The sequence below is a fragment of the Streptomyces luteogriseus genome (assembly GCF_014205055.1).
GTDB lineage: Bacteria > Actinomycetota > Actinomycetes > Streptomycetales > Streptomycetaceae > Streptomyces > Streptomyces luteogriseus.
This window is the reverse complement of record NZ_JACHMS010000001.1, coordinates 823507-841888: the sequence shown is the minus strand read 5'-3', so window position 1 is coordinate 841888 and position 18382 is coordinate 823507. Positions and strand designations below refer to the sequence as shown.

General features: G+C 69.8%; 13 protein-coding genes and 4 pseudogenes. 10 read left to right on the top strand and 7 right to left on the bottom strand.

Going from position 1 to position 18382, the window contains the following annotated elements:
* Positions 1-591: 591 nt before the first annotated feature.
* The 4 genes and pseudogenes from BJ965_RS03940 to BJ965_RS03930 all read right to left on the bottom strand — a co-directional run bounded on the left by BJ965_RS03940 (position 592) and on the right by BJ965_RS03930 (position 5271).
* The gene (locus BJ965_RS03940) at positions 592-2073 is read right to left on the bottom strand and encodes an NUDIX domain-containing protein (RefSeq protein WP_184907369.1); all 1482 of its coding nucleotides are present in this window, start codon (positions 2071-2073) and stop codon (positions 592-594) included.
* 57 nt (positions 2074-2130) lie between these two features.
* A complete protein-coding gene (locus BJ965_RS39090; protein ID WP_313666704.1) occupies positions 2131-2886 on the bottom strand; it encodes an NUDIX domain-containing protein in 756 nt (251 codons plus the stop codon).
* Between the two features lie 119 nt (positions 2887-3005).
* Positions 3006-3131 (bottom strand): annotated as a pseudogene (locus BJ965_RS39085) (NUDIX domain-containing protein); the annotation flags it as partial.
* Positions 3132-3330: 199 nt separating this feature from the next.
* Complete coding sequence (locus BJ965_RS03930; protein WP_184907368.1) at positions 3331-5271, bottom strand: ATP-binding cassette domain-containing protein; 1941 nt, start codon at positions 5269-5271, stop codon at positions 3331-3333.
* A gap of 631 nt (positions 5272-5902) precedes the next feature.
* On the opposite strand from BJ965_RS03930, the pseudogene BJ965_RS03925 reads away from it, so the two are divergent.
* A pseudogene (locus BJ965_RS03925) lies at positions 5903-6190 on the top strand (ATP-binding protein); the annotation flags it as partial.
* Between the two features lie 158 nt (positions 6191-6348).
* Here BJ965_RS03925 and BJ965_RS03920 read toward each other — a convergent pair.
* Positions 6349-7686 carry a hypothetical protein gene (locus tag BJ965_RS03920; RefSeq protein ID WP_246545834.1) on the bottom strand — a complete coding sequence of 446 codons (1338 nt, stop codon included), beginning with the start codon at positions 7684-7686 and terminating at the stop codon, positions 6349-6351.
* 175 nt (positions 7687-7861) lie between these two features.
* Between BJ965_RS03920 and BJ965_RS03915 the strand changes: the two genes are divergently transcribed.
* The 3 genes from BJ965_RS03915 to BJ965_RS03905 all read left to right on the top strand — a co-directional run bounded on the left by BJ965_RS03915 (position 7862) and on the right by BJ965_RS03905 (position 11297).
* Entirely contained in the window at positions 7862-8284 is a 423-nt protein-coding gene (locus BJ965_RS03915) for a DUF6325 family protein (RefSeq protein WP_184916730.1), read from the top strand.
* A gap of 46 nt (positions 8285-8330) precedes the next feature.
* Positions 8331-8612: an SHOCT domain-containing protein gene (locus BJ965_RS03910; RefSeq protein ID WP_184907367.1), complete on the top strand. Its 282-nt coding sequence runs from the start codon at positions 8331-8333 to the stop codon at positions 8610-8612.
* Positions 8613-9680: 1068 nt separating this feature from the next.
* Complete coding sequence (locus BJ965_RS03905) at positions 9681-11297, top strand: MFS transporter (protein ID WP_184916727.1); 1617 nt, start codon at positions 9681-9683, stop codon at positions 11295-11297.
* Positions 11298-11461: 164 nt separating this feature from the next.
* Here the strand turns inward: BJ965_RS03905 and BJ965_RS03900 are convergent, their stop codons facing one another.
* Positions 11462-11761 (bottom strand): SpoIIE family protein phosphatase, encoded by a 300-nt coding sequence (locus BJ965_RS03900; RefSeq protein ID WP_313666703.1) that lies wholly within the window; start codon positions 11759-11761, stop codon positions 11462-11464.
* 206 nt (positions 11762-11967) lie between these two features.
* Between BJ965_RS03900 and BJ965_RS03895 the strand changes: the two are divergent.
* From BJ965_RS03895 to BJ965_RS03865, 6 genes and pseudogenes are all read left to right on the top strand, one after another.
* Positions 11968-12609: pseudogene (locus BJ965_RS03895) on the top strand (RHS repeat-associated core domain-containing protein); the annotation flags it as partial.
* A 53-nt stretch (positions 12610-12662) separates the two neighbouring features.
* Positions 12663-12965 (top strand): hypothetical protein, encoded by a 303-nt coding sequence (locus BJ965_RS03890; RefSeq protein ID WP_184907366.1) that lies wholly within the window; start codon positions 12663-12665, stop codon positions 12963-12965.
* 322 nt (positions 12966-13287) lie between these two features.
* Positions 13288-13678: pseudogene (locus BJ965_RS03885) on the top strand (extracellular solute-binding protein); the annotation flags it as partial.
* Positions 13668-14087 carry a hypothetical protein gene (locus BJ965_RS03880; protein WP_184907365.1) on the top strand — a complete coding sequence of 140 codons (420 nt, stop codon included), beginning with the start codon at positions 13668-13670 and terminating at the stop codon, positions 14085-14087. The pseudogene BJ965_RS03885 and the gene BJ965_RS03880, both read left to right, overlap by 11 nt.
* Positions 14088-15276: 1189 nt before the next feature.
* Positions 15277-15696, top strand: coding sequence for an aspartate 1-decarboxylase (gene panD / locus BJ965_RS03870; protein ID WP_184907364.1), 420 nt, complete (start codon positions 15277-15279; stop codon positions 15694-15696).
* Between the two features lie 25 nt (positions 15697-15721).
* Positions 15722-16066 carry a GNAT family N-acetyltransferase gene (locus tag BJ965_RS03865; RefSeq protein ID WP_184907363.1) on the top strand — a complete coding sequence of 115 codons (345 nt, stop codon included), beginning with the start codon at positions 15722-15724 and terminating at the stop codon, positions 16064-16066.
* Between the two features lie 540 nt (positions 16067-16606).
* Here BJ965_RS03865 and gndA read toward each other — a convergent pair.
* Positions 16607-18046: an NADP-dependent phosphogluconate dehydrogenase gene (gene gndA, locus BJ965_RS03860; protein ID WP_184907362.1), complete on the bottom strand. Its 1440-nt coding sequence runs from the start codon at positions 18044-18046 to the stop codon at positions 16607-16609.
* Positions 18047-18382: the final 336 nt, after the last annotated feature.

Below are 18382 nucleotides of genomic sequence, written 5' to 3'. Positions count from 1 at the left end.
GGTGCTCGCCTACTTGTCTCGATGGACGGGTGTGACACATGCGGTCCGGACGGGCGCCCGGCCGGTCTGCTCAGGCCCACGCAGGCTCCGTCCGGGAGCGGGCCTTCTCCAGACCGCGCACCAACGGTGGCGTGCGAGCCCGGGCAGGGCGAAGAGCGCCGCGAGGACCAGCCAGTCCGCCGGGAAGCGCAGCCTGCCGGGTTGTTCTCGATGAACTCGACGAGATCGCCGAGCGCCTGCGTCCCCCGGCGGTACAGCTGTACGGACCGGACTCGCGATCGCGGTGCTGGTCGTGATCTTTCTATCCGGGCGCCTTGGCCCCGGTCAATGGATCACCGCAAAATCATCTGCGAGAGCGAGCTTGAGCCGCACATTTTCCGGCGCGAGAGCCCCTTCGGCGTCTGTTCGACTACCGGAAGCGACCGACCGCTTTCGTGAAGGTGCCCAGCGGCGAGAGGCCCCTCGGCCGGGCGTACCCGGCTGCTGACGCGGCCCCGGAGAGCGCCCGCCAAGGGGCGACGAGTACCCCGCGCGCTCGGCGAACTGCTGTACTTCCGGGCGGGAGTTCTGGACGCGCTGCGGCGGCCGTGCTCATGCCCAGCCCGTTTCTGAGTAGAGGCGTCCGGCGCGGATGCCCTCGATGGCCACCCGGGTGTAGGGGACGAGATCGTCGGGGAGTGCGGCCGGGTCCCAGAACGTCCACTGGGTGCACTTGTCCGGCTCGCGCAGTTCCGGTTCGCCTCTCCAGGCGTGGGCGCGAAAGAACAGGCCCATGCGGGGCCGGTCGCCGGCCTGGTCGAGGTGGTGGACGACGTGGACGAGTTCGACGTCTTGCTGCTCGATGTGCAGGCCCGCTTCCTCCTGTGCCTCCCTGATCAGGCAGGTGATGGCGCTCTCCTGCTCGCAGTGGCCGGCCAGGACGTGCCAGGTGGACGGCGCGAACACGGAGTCGGGGTGGCGCAGCCCGAGCAGCACCGTCCCGTCGGGCCGCTCCAGGTAGAGGTGAACGCCGATGACGTTGAGGACCGTGCCGTGCGGCGAAGTCGGGCTGCGCTCGTCGTGCGGCGAGAGCTCGCTCTGTGGCGCTGTGCCGACCGCGCGGCCGGCGGCGTGGCGCCGCACGAGGTCGCAGGTGGTGTCGGCGATGCGCAGGCGGTGGAGGTCGTCGGGGGCGAACCAGGCCAGCATCACCCCTTCCGTCAGGAGGAGTTGGCGGGGATCACCGTTCCAGCGGCCGGCGTAGACGGCGATGGGCACGGTCGCGCCGGCGTCGTCGGAGGCGTACTCGGTGCCGAACGGGGTCAGGTCGGCGATGTCGAGGCCGGCTTCCTCGGCCAGTTCGCGCCGCACGGTGTGTTCCAGGGTGGCGTCCTGGGGCTCTCGGCCGCCACCCAGCAGGGACCACATGCCCGGCTCCCAGATCCGGCCCGGGAAGTAGTCACGCAGGTGGAGCAGGTACTCGCCGCGGTCGTTGTAGATCAGGGCGGAGGCGTTGGCCCTCTCCGGTTCGGTCTCCGGCGTGAGCTTGAGCAGCTTGTCGCGCAGGGAGGGGGAGGTCACCCTGTCCACGGGCCGCCACTCGATGCCGCCGACCTCTTCTTCCTGCAGCACCACTGGCGCCTCGGTCGCGGTGTGCAGGCGGAAGAGGAACCGGAGGTCGAAGTGCTGGTGGCCGGGTTCGCCTTTGCCCGGGTGGGCGTCGATGTCGTGGGTGTCGATGTCGAACGGCACAGCCTCGTAGCCGGGCCACGGTGCCACGGCCTGGGGCGGGATCCCGGTCTCCTCGTGCAGCTCCCGCAGCGCCGCTGCTGTCAGGGACTCGTCCTCGGGCTCGGCGTGCCCACCGGGAGCGAGAACCTTCCCGCTCGCCAGGTGCAGCACGTGCAGGACGCGGCCGAGCGGGTCGACGACGATCGCGCCGCAGGTGACGTGTCCGGTGAAGGTGGAGCGGCTGGCGATGTCGGTGGGACGTTCGAGGGCGTCCAGGAGGCCGCCGAGCTGCTCGCGCTCGTGAGGGTGGCGAGCGAGGTAGGTCTCGACGGTGGTGCGGATGTGGTCGTGCGACAACGGCATGGGGCTACCTCAAAGGGGCGTGGAGCGAGACGTGTTGAGGCGGGGTGCTCGTTCGGGTCAGGTCAGCCGCATCCCCTCCGCCGGGATCTCCTCGATGGCGGCGGGGCGAGCGGTGGGCAGGCCCCACCGCTCTCGTGCCGTCTCCGCCGCGAGCTGGGCCTGCCGCGCGCCGGGCGGGCCCCAGCCCAGCAAGGCGGCTGCCTGGGCGGGGGTGGTGAGCAGGCGGGCGAAGGGGTGGCCGGTGGCGGGGTCGACGGCCGCCCCTGTGATGGACGTGATCCGGGCGGCCAGGCGGAGCCGGGCGTTGGGCCCCACGCCGCCACAGATCTCACCGGTCTCGTCCAGCACCCAGCCCAGGCGCACCGGATCGGCCAGGGTGAGCTGGGCTTTCTCGGCGGCTTCGCGGTGCAAGGTGTCCTCGGGAGTCGCGTCGGTCGTCTCCACGGTGCCGCCGGGCAGCATCGGCAGCGCACCCCGCGGGCCGGGGTCGGCCACCAGGATGACCCGGCCGTCGGGGGCGAAGCACCACGCCCAGGCTTGCTGTATGGGCAGCCGCTCGGGGACCGGGCCGCGGTGGAGAGGGCTGTCCCACAGGGGCCGGTAGCGGACGTGGACGTCATGGCGGTCCAGCGCCGGGACGTCGTGGATGTGCCGGCCGTCGGCGAGGTGAGCGGTGGCGGTGTTCCCGAGCCGGGCACGGTAGGCGGCGAGCATGATCTGCCCGTCCACGGGCCGTAGCCGCTGCACCGCGTCCCGGGTCTCCAGGAAGGCGTACTCGGACAGCTCCTCGCGCGGCAGGCGGATCGCCTCCACCTGGTCGGGGCGGAGGCCCCCCCGTCGAAGACGAACCGGATCTCGCCGGGGCATGCCGTGGCGGGCTGGAGGTCGGGGTGGTTTCGGGAGAAGGAGTGGACAGTGAGCACGGCCGACAAGGGCAGGTCCGGCAGGCCCAGTTCCTCGGTGATTTCGCGCCTGCAGGTGACGTGCGGGTGTTCGCCGGCTTCGACGACGCCTCCGGGCAGCAGCCACGAGTCGTCCTCGCGGTAGGTGGGGTGCACCAGCAGGACCCGGCCGACCTCGTCGGTGATGATCGCGGCGGCGCCGAGCCACGCCGCATGCCGGGATGCGGCGTACTGCGCCGCGGGCAGAGCGGCACGCGGTGAGACGTGATCCGAAGGGGACACGGGAGAGGGCACGTAGCTCTGCCTTCCGAGACGGTGGACGGGGGAGTGGGCAGTGCGGAACGGCGGGGGGTGCTCAGGGGGTGTCGCCGCTCATCCGGCGCTGCAGCTCCCACAGGGTCCGGAAGAGACCTGGCTGCTGGGTGAGCTGGGCGTAGGTGCCCTCCTGGACGATCCGCCCTTCGTCCAGGACCACGATCCGGTCGGCGACGGCCACGTTGGTGAGCCGGTGCGTGATCAGCAGGATGGCGCGGTCCTTGGCCAGTTCGCGCAGGCCGGCGAAGATCCGGTGCTCTGCGCGGGCGTCGAGCGCGGCCGTGGGTTCATCCATCACCAGCAGCGCCGCCTGCCGGTGGAACGCGCGGGTGAGGACCAGGCGCTGCCACTGCCCGCCGGAGAGCTGCTGTCCACCGAACCACTCACTGGTCAGGAGGGTGTTCAGGCCGGAGCGCAGGCCCGGCAGCATCTCCGCGGCCCCGGACGCCTCGCACGCGGCGAGCAGAGCCGCGTCACTGGTGTCGCCCTGCCCGAACGTGATGTTGTCGCGCATCGTCAGCGGCAGGTACGTGAACTTCTGCGGCACCAGCGCGACGTGCTCCCACGACCCCCACGGGTCCAGGTCCGCGGTGGAGGCGTGGTCCCAGGCCACGTCGCCCTCGGTGGGCAGCAGCAGCCCGCACAGCAGGCGCGAGAGGGTCGTCTTGCCGGAGCCGTTCTCCCCGACCAGCGCCACGATCTGCCCGCGCCGCACGTGCAGGGAGACGTTGCTCAGGCTGTCCTTCGGGGCGCCGTCGTAGCGGTAGGTGACGTCGCGGACCTCGAAACGCTCCGGGGCCGCGGTCACGGGCGCGGTGCCGCGGGAATCGGTCATGGCCTGGCCGTGGGCGTTGTCGAGGAAGTTCTGCCAGTCCTGGACGTACCAGCCGGTGCGCACCAGGCGTGCGCCGCCGTTGATGATGCCGCGCACCGAGCCGGTGGCGGTCTGGAGGGCGAAGACGGCGCCGCCGCCGGCCGCCAGGCTCATCCGCCCGGAGGCCAGGAGCCACAGCAGCGCCGCCCACACCGCGGCCGAGGCGATCCCGCCGGCCGCTGCGCCGGCCAGCCCCATCCAGGCACCGGTGTTCGCGGCCTCGCGTTCGGCGGCGTTGACCGAGGCGGCCAGCCGCCGGTACCGGCCGATCAGGAAGGGGCCGGCCAGACAGGCCCGCATCTCCTCACTGGACTCCTGATAGGCCATGTGCCAGCGCAGCTTGCCCAGCATCCGGCGCCGCCCGGAGGTCTCCAGACCGGCGAGGTAGATCACGCGCGCGGAACGGACGTAGGCGGCGGCCTGCGGCAGGCAGGCGAGGAAGAGCAGGGGGAGGAGCAGGGGGTGCAGGACGGTCAGGACGGTGGCGCCGGCCGCGAGCGTGGCGGTCGCCGCGAGAACGTCCTGCGCTTCTTCGACGAGGTCGGGGGTGACCTGGGCGCCGCGGTCGGCGATGTCGTAGGCGTCGTTGTAGCCGGGCTTGTTGTTGGCGGCCAGTTCCGCGCCGAGCGCGGCCTCGATCATCGTCAGTTCCGCTGCACGGCCGAGCACCGGGCGCAGACGGCCGGTCAGCCAGACGACGGCGATGCCCAGCAGCGCGCGCAGGCCGGTTGCGGCGGCGATCACGGCCAGCTGCGGGGCGGCGTCCCACAGCCGCTCGGTGATGTCGCCCGAGGAGATCAGCGCGGTGATCGTGCCCGTGACGGCCAGGAGGCCGAGGGCCGCGAGGACACCGGTCCCGATCTGGCACACCAGCAGCCCGATGGTCGCACCGCGGTCCACCCGCCAGGCCATCTGCACCGAGCGCCGCACGAGCGAGGGCAGGCGCCGCGCCATGGTGCGGGAGGTCAGCAGGGAGCCGGCCTGGAGCCTCGACTCGTCGCGGTAGAGGTATTCCTCCTCTCGAACACCGGCCTCCTGCGCTTCGTCGTCCGGCGCGGTCCCTTTGGGCTGTTGCGGCGGCTGATCCTGTGTAATGGCCGAGGTCATCGTTCCCCCTAGGACGGTCGCTGCGGCAGAGTCGTGAGGTCTAACGACACGGCTGCGCTATCGAACACACGTCATTCGGTCGTGCTGGGGAGCCCGCTGTTTCCGCGTCAGGGAACCCCGCGGGTGCGGGATCCCTGGTCTGGCTTGGAGCGGCTGCGGGAAGGAAATGGCCGAAACGCCGACACCCTCAAACAGCCCGGGCGGTACGGCGGGTCATCCCGGCCGTCCCCTCCTGACCGGGAGCCGGCTCGGCGTGCGGCAGCCCTTCCAGCTCTCCGGATTCCAGTCCGGCCGGGGCGATCACCGGGCCGAGAGCGTCCGTCGATCCGTCGTCCAGGCGGACGCGACGACGGGGTGGTGCCGCGGTTCCACGGACCAGAGGAGTTCTTGAGGCGGGCCGTCGCCACAGTGGGGTCCGCGTGAGTGTGCGAAGCACTCATCACGGCCGCCTGATGAGGATGCGGAAAGGCCGGCGACGGGTCAGTGCGAGCCCTGGAACACCGGACAACAGCTGACCGCACATGCGAGACGATGTAGCCTCCCAGGACCGCCCCCGTGCGGCGCAGGTCGAACTGGGAGACACGCGATGGCAGCTGTCCCGTCGGGACCTGCGCCACCCTTCGCTCGCTGACTCGTGGACCGGGTCGAACTGCGGGTCGTCGACCGCGGCCCTGGGGTCCCGGACGAGGCCAAAAGCCGCATCTTCGAGCCCTTCCAGCGCTACGGTGACGCTCCGCGCGGCAGCGGCAGCGGCGTCGGCCTCGGCCTGGCGGTCGCCCGCGGCTTCGCCGAGGCCATCGGCGGCACGCTCGAGGCCGAGGACACCCCCGGTGGCGGCCTGACCATGGTGCTCGCCGTTCGGACGGCACCGCAGCGCCGACGGGAGCAGCCGGATGCGTCCTTCGCGGTCACGTCCTGATGGTCCGCGGGGCGTACACGCTCACGCGGCCACCCCTGGCAGGCTCGCCCCGCCACGCTGTCGGTTGTCCTCGCCCGGCTCCTGATGTCCGGCGAACTGTGGACGGCCTGGCGGCCCCCGCCTGTAAATAGTGGCCGTCCCTGCGGCGCGGGGATACCTCAGGGACCGACGGCCTTCCGGGACTCGGGGGCGGTCGGAGCGGAGCCGGTGTCCAGGAATTCCCGGATCGCGAAGCCGATCAGCACGACGACCGTTGTCCACACCACGACCATCGTGGTCGGGTAGCTCCAGGTGAACAGGACGATGGCGGCGCCCAGCAGGATCGCGACCCCGATCCAGCGCTTGAAGCGGTGCACGAACCGACCGACCGCCCCCAGCCGAAGTCCTCCGGAGACGGCGACGTCGCGCAGAGCACCGATGCTCCTGCGACAGCCGTTGCGGGCGAGTACGGCGATCCTGGACGGGCCGCAGAGGAAGGCACCGACGGCCGTGATGAGGGCGAGGGCACCGAGTGCCCGTACACCGGCGCGCAGGAACTTGATCAGCGCGTCGTACACCGCTCCGGCGGCGGCCGGGGACGCGCCGGAAGGCAGATGGTCGAGGTAGACGTCACGGAACACGGTGAGGGTGATCCCGAGGAACAGCATGGCCGCGAACACCGCCAGCCCTGTGCCGATCAGCGCGTGCCGGCGGTTGAACGCCGTGTACACCCCCGCCGCGGCCACCAGCAGGGCGATGACGGGCAGCCAACCACCCATGATCTCCAAGACCCTCATATAGGTCTTGATCTTGCCGATGTCGTTCGACTGGACCACCACGAAGTCGGTGTGGATGTCCGGGATCTTCGCGGCCGCTCCGAGGCCGGCGTCGACCAGCCGCTCCTTGACCTGGGCCACGATCGGTGCCACGTCGATGGCCACCTCGTCGTTCTTGAGCGAGACCGCACTGTCGGCCTCACCCGTCAGTGCCTTGTCGACGGCCGCGTGCACCCTGCGGTTGCCCTCCACCCAGACCGTCTCGAAGGCACCGCTGGTGACCACCCGCTCCACGGTCCCGCTCACCAGCTGCTTCAGACCGCTCGTGATCGGCGCCTCGAGATTGCCGACCAGCTGAGCCGCCTTCGGTGGGACGCCCGTCTCCGACACGGCATCCTGCAGCTCCTTGACCAATGCGTCGACGTCGATCTGTGCGAGCACCGCGTCGGTGACCCGGTTGGTGACCGCCTTCTGCACATCCGGGTCGGAGGCCAGCGGCCCCACCGTGGCGACGTAGCGGTCTGTGTCCCGCACGATGCTGTTCGCCCAGACCGCGACGACGGACAGCAGCGACAGCAGGGCCGCGAGGAGGATCAGCAGGACGGAGCCTGCGGACCGGAAGGGGTGATGCCGCGCCGCCCGCGACCCTGCGCCACTCTCGAGAGCGCCAACGCGACGCCGCAGTTCATCCAGTTCGCCGCGCTCCCGACTCGAGAGCGGCTCGTCGCCTGTGGAGGCCATGCACACCAGAAGATCCGCGCGTTGCCGGGCGCGCGACCCGGGTGAGCCCGACGAGTGAATCGCGCACGAGGTGCGACCGCCCCGGTGCGGTGATGCAATGGCCTGGGGGAGCAGGCACGAGCCCAGAGGTGACGCTGTGAGCGACGCATTCGACGCAGTCGACACATCCGGCGAGATGGGACCGATCGACTATCTGGTCGTCGAGTTCCCCGGCAACCGAATGACCGGTGAGGGCCTCCCCCTCCTGGTCGATCTGGTGGATCGCGGCCTCATCCGGATCCTCGACCTGACGTTCATCCGCAAGGAATCCGACGGAACCGTGAGCGGCCTGGAGATCGGCGATCTCACCGGCGACGGCGATCTCGACTTGGCCGTCTTCGAGGGAGCGTCCTCCGGCCTACTGGGCCAGGACGACCTCGAAGAGGCAGCCAACGCCCTGGCACCCGGCAACTCCGCCGGCGTCCTGATCTACGAGAACCTCTGGGCCGCACCGTTCGCCGCCGCCCTGCGACGCGGCGGTGCTGAGCTGGTGGCCTCCGGGAGAATCCCGGTGCCCGCGGTTCTGGCCGCGCTCGACGCGACCGAAACCGCGCCCTGAAAAGCACGGGGAAGCAAGACACGGGGAAACAAGAAGGGAGATCACCATGCCGGGACTCCTCCGAGGGGTTGCCCGAACGGCCGTCGTCGCCGGAACGGCGACCGCTGTGTCGAACCGTGTATCCCGCCGACAGCAGGGGCGATGGGCGGCCCAGCAGGGGTACCAGGAGCCCGCAGCGCAACCGGCGCCTCCCGCCGGGGCCGCTCCGGCGGCCTCCGACATGTCCAGCAATCTCGAACAGTTGAAGCAGCTGGGTGACCTCAGGGCTCAAGGCGTTCTCACCGAGGCGGAGTTCGAGGACCAGAAGCGCAAGCTTCTCGGTAACTGACCCGCTGCGGAAGCGCCGCTCACCCAGCGCGCGGGCGTTTCCTCGTTCGAGATGCCGGATCCGAAATGGTGGGGCGGGGTAACGCCTGCTCATTTCACAAACCCGCATCCGTGCTGACGGCCACGGCTCCGGGTTGCCACGGGGGCGGTCGTCTCCGAGAGGCGCCACGCTCCCACCGGTTCTGGCGTCGGATGGGGACCGCTCCGTGACCGCCGATCTCCGCGAACCGGAGTCGACTGCTCCGTCCGCGTTGTCCACCGCAACCCGGACCGGCTGGTGTTCCGGACCACGCGCTCGCCGCCCCCGGCGACCTTCCTCATCATGAACCTGCGCTCGGGCGGCGAAAAGGTCGGGATGTTCCACTCGCAGGAGAAGGTGAAGGCCCTCGGCGCGCAGGTCGCCGTCCTGGACGCGGACCAACGCCGGGACGTGACCGCGCTCGCCCGGCAGGCCGCCGAGGACGGCGCCGACCCATCGGCGTCGCCGGAGGCGACGGCACCCGGGCACTGGTCGCGGGTACCGAGGGCGGTCTGTCGTCCCTGTGATCGCCGCCGGCACCCGCAAACTTCACCACCTCGGCCGGGGCGGGGACGCTCCCATTCTGTGCCTGGACGCGCTCACGGACGGCGTCGAGCTACGCATCGACCTGGGCTGCATCGGGGACCGCGTCTTTGTGAACAACGCCTCCTTCGGCGCCTGGCCGACCGTCGTGCACCCCTACCGCGATGACAAGGCAGTTACAGCATTACAGCTTCTCCCGGACCTGCAGCCCCCCAAGCGGCCCGCGCCTCACCGTCCGCGTCCGGGGCGCGGAGGGTGAGACGAGCGTCGAGGCACCGCAGGCCGCACTCGGCGCGAGTGTGGCCGGACAGCACAGCGCTCCCTTCGCCGGCTGGTCGAGGAGAAGCACACGGCTCACGCGTGCCGACCGCTGTTCACGGGCTCGCCCGTGGCATCGATGCGCAGGGGCCCGGCGCCTCTGGGCGCCAGCGATCGTCTCGCCGCCAAGCGGCTGACCCCCGTGGCGGGTCGCAGTGGGGGCCCGGGAGCAACTGCCACGATGCACCCATGGCACCTCCTGTGGACGCTGCTGCGAAACCGGCGGCGGAGCGCCTCGTGCTGCTGACACTGGCGGCGGGTCAGTTCCTGATGGCCCTGGACAGCTCCGTCATGAACGTGTCCATTGCTACCGTGGCCGAGGACTTGGACACGCCGGTGACCGGGATCCAGGGGGCCATCACGGCGTACACCCTCGTGATGGCGATGTTCATGATTCCCGGCGGCAAGGTCGGTGCACTCATCGGCCGCAGACGCGCGTTCATGATCGGCTGCGCCGTCTACGGCTGCGGCTCACTGACGACGGCGCTCGCGCCGAACCTGACCGTCCTGCTGATCGGCTGGGCGTTCCTCGAGGGGATCGGGGCGGCGCTCATCCTGCCGGCGATCGTGACGCTCGTGGCGAGCAACTTCGCGGTGGAACGTCGTCCTGCCGCCTACGGCCTCGTCGCGGCCGCGGGGGCCGTGGCCATCGCGCTGGGGCCGCTCATCGGAGGTCTCGCGACCACGTACTTTTCCTGGCGCTGGGTCTTCGCGGGCGAGGTCGTGATGGTGCTCGGCATCGTGCTGTTCGCCCGCCGCATCGCCGACGCGCCGCTCGGCGAACGCGCTCGGATCGATTTCGTGGGGGCCGTACTCTCCGCCCTCGGGCTCGGGACCTTCGTCTACGGGGTGCTCCGCTCGGACGAGTGGGGCTGGTTCCGGCCCAAGCCAGACGCTCCCTCGTGGCTCGGGGTTTCACTGGTTGTGTGGCTGATGCTGATCGGCCTGCTGCTGATCTGGCTCTTCCTCCGCTGGGAGGCCCGCGTGGCGCATCGGCTTGGGGAACCCCTCGTCGACCCGGCCATGCTGCACAACAAGCAGCTCACCGGCGGCCTGACGATGTTCTTCTTCCAGTACCTGGTGCAGATGGGCGTCTTCTTCGTCGTACCGCTCTATCTCTCGGTCGCCCTGGGCCTGTCCGCACTCAAGACCGGCGCACGCATCCTGCCCCTCTCGCTGACGCTGCTGGCAGCCGCGATCCTGATCCCGCGCCTCCTCCCGCACGTCTCGCCGCGTCGGGTGGTGCGCTTCGGGGTCCTCGCGCTGCTCGCGGGCGCGGTGATCCTGATGGCCGCGCTCGACGCGGACGCCGGCGGGGAGATTGTCACCATTCCCCTGCTGCTGATCGGGCTCGGCATGGGCGCCCTGGCGTCCCAGCTCGGTTCGGTGACCGTGTCCGCAGTGCCGGAAGCACAGAGCGCGGAGGTCGGCGGCGTCCAGAACGCCGTCACCAACCTCGGCGCCTCCATCGGTACGGCACTCGCCGGGTCGATCATGATCGCCGCGCTCACGTCGTCGTTCCTGACGAACGTCGAGCAGAACCCGGCAGTGCCGGACCGGGTCAAGAGCCAGGCGTCCGTCCAGCTGCAAAGCGGAGCGCCCTTCCTGTCGGACGCTCAGCTGAAGAAGGCGCTCGAGGATGCCGGGGTGAGCGAGGAGACGTCCCAGGAAGTGTTCGACGCGAACACTGAAGCAAGGCTCGACGGCCTCCGGGCGGCCCTCGCCGCGCTCGCCCTCGCCGCTCTTCTCGCCCTGTTCTTCACCTCACGGATCCCGACGACCCAGCCTCAGGCGACGAGGCCGTAGCGCCAGCGGCCACCACTCGTGGTCAATGGATGGCACAGGCAACACGGACTACGTACGCCCCGAGCGGTGCGCGCGGTCGGCCTGCCCTCGCCCAACACGCAGGTCAGCACGCCCTTCCCCGGCAAGCGGCGGTGGGCACAAGCGTGCCGGCCGCTGGGCGTCAGTCAAGGCGCTTCCGTGGTGCGGCCGGCTGAGGCTTGCTGGATGTCCGCGCCGGAACTGACGTGCCGCTGGGTCTGCTGAGGGCCGTGCCAGTCCAGGCACATCGCGGTGGCATCGTCTTCCAGAAGGCCGCCGGCGGCTCCCAGGACGGCGGACGTCAGCGGCAGGGCGGTTTCGCGCGGGTGCAGGCCCTGGGTGCGCTCCAGTAGGGCGATCAGGTCGACCTTCTCCCCGTGACGTCCGAGCATGCCGTCGGTCAGCATGAACAGGCGGTCACCAGGGCGCAGGTCGATGTCCTGCACGCGGTAGGACGGCTACCCGGGGGCCACCACGCCGGGAGCGCAACGAGCTGGGCCAGGTGATCCGCAAGGACGCGGCGGGCCGGATCACGACGTACGCGTACGACATGACGGACCAACTGGCGGAGGCCATAGGCCCGGACGACATACGTCTGACCCTCCTGCGCGACCGCTTCGGCCGCCTGCGCTCGGAGACGGTCGACGGCAGCACGCTGACCTACACCTACGACGAGATGGGCCGCCGCACGGGCCGTACGACCCCGACCGGCGCGACGACGACATGGTCGTACGACGCCGCGGGCCGCCGCACCGGCATGGTGGCCTCAGGCCGCTCGATCGACATCACCTACGACCCGGCAGGCCGCGAACTGACCCGCCGCATCGGCGAGACGGTCACCCGCGAACAGACCACCATGTCCATCGACCTACCCAATCCAGTCACCCTGACGTGGGACCACCGGGGCCTGCACCCCGTCGCCCAGACCGAGCGCATCACGGCCGCAGATGCACCACAGGAGGAGATCGACTATCGCTTCTTCTCCATCGTCACCGACCTGATCGGCACGCCGACCGAGCTGGTCGACGAACACGGAGACTTGGCTTGGCGAACACGCAGCACTCTGTGGGGCACCACCTCATGGTCCGCGAACAGCGCCACCTACACACCCCTCCGCTTCCCCGGCCAGTACTACGACCCGGAGACGGGTCTGCACTACAACTACTTCCGCCACTACGACCCGGAAACGGCGCGCTACCTTACTCCCGATCCTCTCGGTCTGGCACCCGCACCCAACGCAGCTGCCTACGTCCACAATCCACAGACATGGGCCGACCCTTTCGGCCTGGCGCCAGTCGGAACTTGCACCTGAACAGATCAAACAATTTGTGGCGGAGGCCTACAGGCATGGCTGACAGTACTGCGGGGAAGTTGCAGATCTATGAGGTTGAGGAGAGTACTGCCACGGCAGCGACTTGCATCGTTCGCTGCGTGGCGGGCGTGGTGCGCACTGGCCAGCATTTCAGCATCGACTCAGATGCTGGCTCCAACATGATTGCAGCACCCGTGACCCTGGACTGGATCAACCGCTATGACCGGCTAGTGGATTTTATTGATCCGCCCCATAGTGCCAAGGTCCACATGTCAGGCGAAGTGGTGGGAACGCTAGAAAGAGGGGCGACCCTCACCGCCATCACGGTCGGCGAGTAAGGAAAAATTGCCGGACAGCGTAAGAGGGAGTCCGGGGTCAAGGCAATGGGTGGAGCAGTCGATTTTCACGCTTCGTTTTGACTTGCCGGACCTCAGGGCTCGTCGTGGGTTACGCGGACCCGGCCGGGCGAGAGCGGCTGATCGGGACGTCTTTCGGTAGCATGTAATGGCTGTGGGTGAGAACCGGCGAGGTCGGTTCGCTGCCGACACTCGCGAACTGATCGGTGCCTCTTTCCGCGTACCCCTGAGGCCTGCTCCCGAGCAGATTTGTCACACGCAGCCGAACAAGCTGCCGACGACGCCGGGCAGGTTGCGCGCGGACGCCGCTGACGGGGGTAGTGCCGCCGCCCCGGCCGGCGGGGAGTTCGTCACCCTCCCGGTCCAGGGCGAGACCGGCCGCTACGCCACCTCGCAGAAGCTGGTTTCCTGCCTGACCAGCACCGAGAACCTGTACTGCGACCGACACCACCCTGTCGTACGTGGCCCTCACCACCGAGGTGCAGGACAAGCAGGTCACGGCCGACCCGAAGCTGAAGCCGTGGGTCGAGGCGGTGAGTGCGGCCGAGGGCCGTACCAGCGATGACCTCGGCACCAAGTACCCCAAGATCTCCGAGCAGATGTGGCAGGCGGTCCTGTCCGCCCTCAGCGGTTCCATGTCGCCCGAGGACGCGCTCGCCGAGGCGCAGACCGCCGTCCCCTCTGGTGACGAATGAATGGATGATTGTGTCGAGTCGTGGCGAGCAGGCAGTGCAGGCGCTGAGCAGGTTTGGAGAACTCGCATGGTTCAAATTGCCCACGGAATTCAATGCTGCATATGGCTACGCTCAGGTTCCTTACATGGGGTGGCGCTACGCGTTCCCCGAAGAAGGGGTGGCTCAGCTCATTGAAGTTGCCGTAAGGGATCTGCCGACGCAAGTTGACTGGGAGATCGACAGAACGCGCAGAAACTGGGTGCTGGTCCCGACGCGGGTCCTGCTCGAGGCGCACGGGCTCGCCGACCCCGGCTTCAGAGACGTTGTTCACTCTATCAACGTTCAAGATCAAGAATTTTGCCTCAAAGCGATGTCGGATTTCGAACTCATCATCCAGCATCTGCTGCAGGTGCACATCTCGGAAGACTGAGGCAGTGAGCTTTCTCGACCTCATTTTGGGCTGGTCAGTTGCAGGGACAGCACCGCTCGGGGTGAGGTCGTGTCTGTGCGGGAAGCCGCCAGTACTTGCAGGGCCTTGCGCCCGAAGACGCGCTGTCCCTCAAAACCGGACACCAGGCGCTACGAGTGGGATGCGGAAGACCGCCTCATTGGGATGACGGCACCGGAGGGCACGTGCTGGCGCTACAGGTACGGCCCGCTTGGTGCCGCACGGCGAGACGCACAGACTTCCGGACGTCAGGAGGTCGTCCATGGTGAGCAGCCCGTGCAGGAAGGAAGCGAACGGGTCGGCGGGCTTCGCGGGCGGCTGCCGGCCTCCGGCTGGACGTTGTTGCACTCGGCGATGCGCATGACCGTCGTGCCTGCCCCGGCGGCGGAGAGTTCGCCGCCGAGATGCATGAAGCCGTACGACTGTCCGGGCTCGCTGATCGGCCAGAATGTGTAACTGGCGGGTGCGTAGACCCTTGAGGACGGGCTGCAACACGATCATCCGCGAATGGTGCGGCACGCCCTTCCCACTCCGCGCCCCGCATGACGCGACGGCAGCCCGCGCATCCGCTGCGGGCGTGAGGCCATCCGCTCCAGTGAGTAGCCGATGGCATCCCCGAGCTGCTGCTGGTTCGACCGGCCCACGTCCGCAGGTACTGCAAGAGCACCGCAGACGCCGACCACACGCCCGACAGAATCGGGCCCCGGTCTTCGCGCTCCGCCCGTCCGCGTGCCCGTACCGTCCGACGGCCGCCACGGTACGGACGAGGCGGTTCAAGGTCACTTCGAATGCTTCCGTACGGCCTCGCGCAGCAGGCGACACAGCGGAGCGATGTGCTGGACGAGGACCGAAACACGACGGATCTCCGACGGTTCACAGCAGAGCATGCTTCCAGGGGGAAGCATCTCGCCCCATGCCCCTGACGTGTCGTTGGGTAAGTCAGCAATTGGTCAGCATCAACCCCGAGACACTCCGAGACGGCTGCCCGAGCAGAGATGCCTGGTGGGTGGCGTCACAACGGGCCTGGTGCCTGCGGAAATGCAGGCAGGGAGCCTTTTCAGAGTGAAGCGATGTTCCTCACAATCTTCGAGTCGGGCGCGTGCCAGTTGTAGAGTGATACCGCCCTTGACCTGCACAAAGCAGGCAGGGAGCCGTCCTCCAGGAGTTCAACATGCTGCGCACCATGTTCAAGTCCAAGATCCACCGAGCCACCGTCACCCAGGCCGACCTGCACTACGTGGGATCCGTGACCATCGACGCCGACCTGCTCGACGCCGCCGATCTGCTGCCCGGCGAGCTCGTGCACATCGTGGACATCACCAACGGCGCCCGCCTGGAGACGTACGTCATCGAGGGCGAGCGCGGATCCGGTGTGATCGGGATCAACGGGGCCGCCGCCCATCTCGTCCACCCCGGAGATCTGGTGATCATCATCAGCTACGCCCAGGTGACGGACGCCGAGGCGCGGGCACTCACCCCCCGGGTCGTGCACGTGGACCGCGACAACCGGATCGTGGCCCTGGGTGCGGACCCGTCCGAGCCGGTGCCCGGTTCGGACCAGCAGCGCAGCCCGCAGGCCGTCGGGGCCTGACCGCGAACAGAGGAGGAGCGTGTCGATGAGCGACCCGGAGATCCGTGACGACCGGGCGGCGGGCAGGCTCGAGGCCGTGTCCGGCGGTGAAGTCGTCGGCCGCATCGAGTACTTCGTGCTCGAAAGCCCCGAGCGGGCGCTCGTGCCCGTCCACACGATCGTCGAGCCGGCCCACGAGGGCAAGGGCATCGCCGGTTCGCTCGCACGCGAGCTCTACGCCCTCGCCGGACGCGAGCACGGCGCCGTCGCCTCGCTCTGCCCGTACGTCACCAAGTGGGCCGAACGCCACCCGGACGAGGCCTCGCCTGCCGATCCGGACCTGCTGGCGGCGGCGAAGGACTGGCTGAGGGCCCATCCCGGCCGGTTCTGAGGACCCACCCGGGCCGTTTCCGAGGGCCCACCCGGCCGTTTCCGACGGCCGTTCCCGTCACCCCCCGCCCCCGTTGCCCCGTTACCCCCACCTGGTCCCCTCCCCGTCCTGCCGGGGAGTGACTGCCGAGGCGAGGGCCGGGTAGGCGGGGCAGTAGTCCAGAGCCGGAGTCGTCCCACTGGCTGGAGGACCTGATGACGAACCCGATTCCCGACCCCGTGCCGCCGGCGCCGACCCCGGGCCCGGATCCCCAGCGCCCGGAGCCGCACCCCGACCCGGTGCCGAACCCACAGCCCCCGCCGGGCCCGGAGCCGACCCCGCCGCCACCGGCGCCCACCCCACCGCCGGGCCCGACCCCGCCGGCACCCCCGGGCCCCGACCCCGTGCCGGGCCCCGACCCGTCCCCGATCCCCCCGGGACCGGAACCCGTACCGAACCCGGAACCGGGTCCGCCCCTGTCCTGACCCCGGTACGCGAACGGGGCGGTGGACGGCATCCCGTGCCGTCCACCGCCCCGCTCGCCTCCCTGAGCGGCAGCGCCTACGCGGAGGTCTCCGACCGGTCCCCGCCCCACAGCGTGTGGAACGACCCGTCACGGTCCACCCTGCGGTACGTGTGCGCACCGAAGTAGTCCCGCTGCCCCTGCGTCAGCGCCGCCGGCAGCCGCTCCGCGCGCAGGGCGTCGTAGTAGGCGAGGGCCGCGGCGAAACCGGGCGTCGGCACACCCTGGCGGGTCGCGGCGACCAGGACCTCGCGCCAGTCGTCCTGGGCGTCGGCGATCTCCTGCGCGAACGTCGCGTCCGACAGCAGGCTCGGCAGGTCGGGCCGGGCATCGTACGCGGCGCGGATCCGGTCCAGGAACGCCGCGCGGATGATGCAGCCGCCCCGCCACAGCGCGGACACCGCACCGAGGTCGATGTCCCAGCCGTACTCATCGCGGGCGGCGTCGATCTCGTGGAAGCCCTGCGTGTAGGACACGATCTTCGACGCGTACAGCGCCTGCTCCACCCGGTCCGCGAACGCCCGGGCCTCCGCCTCGCTCAGCGGCTGTGCCTTCGGGCCGGCCAGCTCGCGCGAGGCGTCCCGCAGGGCCGCGTGGCCCGACAGGGAGCGCGCGAACACCGCCTCGGCGATGCCGGACACCGGCACGCCCAGGTCCAGGGCGATCTGCACGGTCCAGCGGCCGGTGCCCTTCTGCTCGGCCTGGTCCACCACCACGTCGACGAACGGCTTGCCCGTCTCCGCGTCCACGTGCGACAGCACCTCGGCCGTGATCTCGATCAGGTACGAGTCGAGACGGCCCCGGTTCCAGGTCCGGAAGATCTCCGCGATCTCGGCGGGGGAGTACCCGGCGACGTCCCGCAGCAGCTGGTAGGCCTCGCCGATGAGCTGCATGTCCGCGTACTCGATGCCGTTGTGCACCATCTTCACGAAGTGCCCGGCACCGTCCGGACCGACATGGGAGACGCACGGCGAGCCGTCGGCGGCCTTCGCCGAGATCTTCTCCAGCATCGGGCCCAGCGAGTCGTAGGACTCCTTCGGACCGCCCGGCATGATGCTCGGGCCGTTCAGCGCGCCCTCCTCACCGCCGGAGACGCCCATGCCGACGAAGTGGATGCCCTGCTCGCGCAGGTCGCGCTCGCGGCGCCGGGTGTCCGCGAAGTGCGCGTTGCCACCGTCGATGATCATGTCGCCGGGCTCCAGCAGCGGCGCGAACTCCTGGATCACCGCGTCCGTCGGCTCACCGGCCTTCACCATCACGACCAGGCGCCGCGGCCGCTCCAGCGCCGCCACGAAGTCCTTCGCGCTCTCGCACGCGACGAACTCACCCTCGCCGCCGAACTCCTCCACCAAGGCGTGCATGCGCGCGGGCGTCCGGTTGTGCACCGCGACCGTGTAGCCGTTGCGGGCGAAGTTGCGGGCGAGGTTGCGGCCCATGACCGCGAGACCCGTGACGCCGATCTGCGCTGTACTGCTCATTCGGTTCGCTCCTAAAAGCCTCGGTATCGGTGCTGCCGGTGCGGATGCCCTCGGGCACCCTCCGTCGACCATCCTGACGTGCCGCTCCTTCGTACGCACGCCCGGGTCGCACGGCGTCGCGCAGGCTGATACGGACGAGAGCCCCCTCGCACTCAGCCGATGCACGCGTCCCCGCGCACGGCGCACCGGCGCACCGTGTGCCGTCCACGGTGCACCACCGTGGCGCACGTCGCGCAACAGGGGCCTCATACCGGCCATTTGGACTCCCGGGCGGCGAAAAGCCGTCTTGTTCTGGCCGGTTCGCAGCGCTTACTTTTGCCCCTCCTGACGCATGTC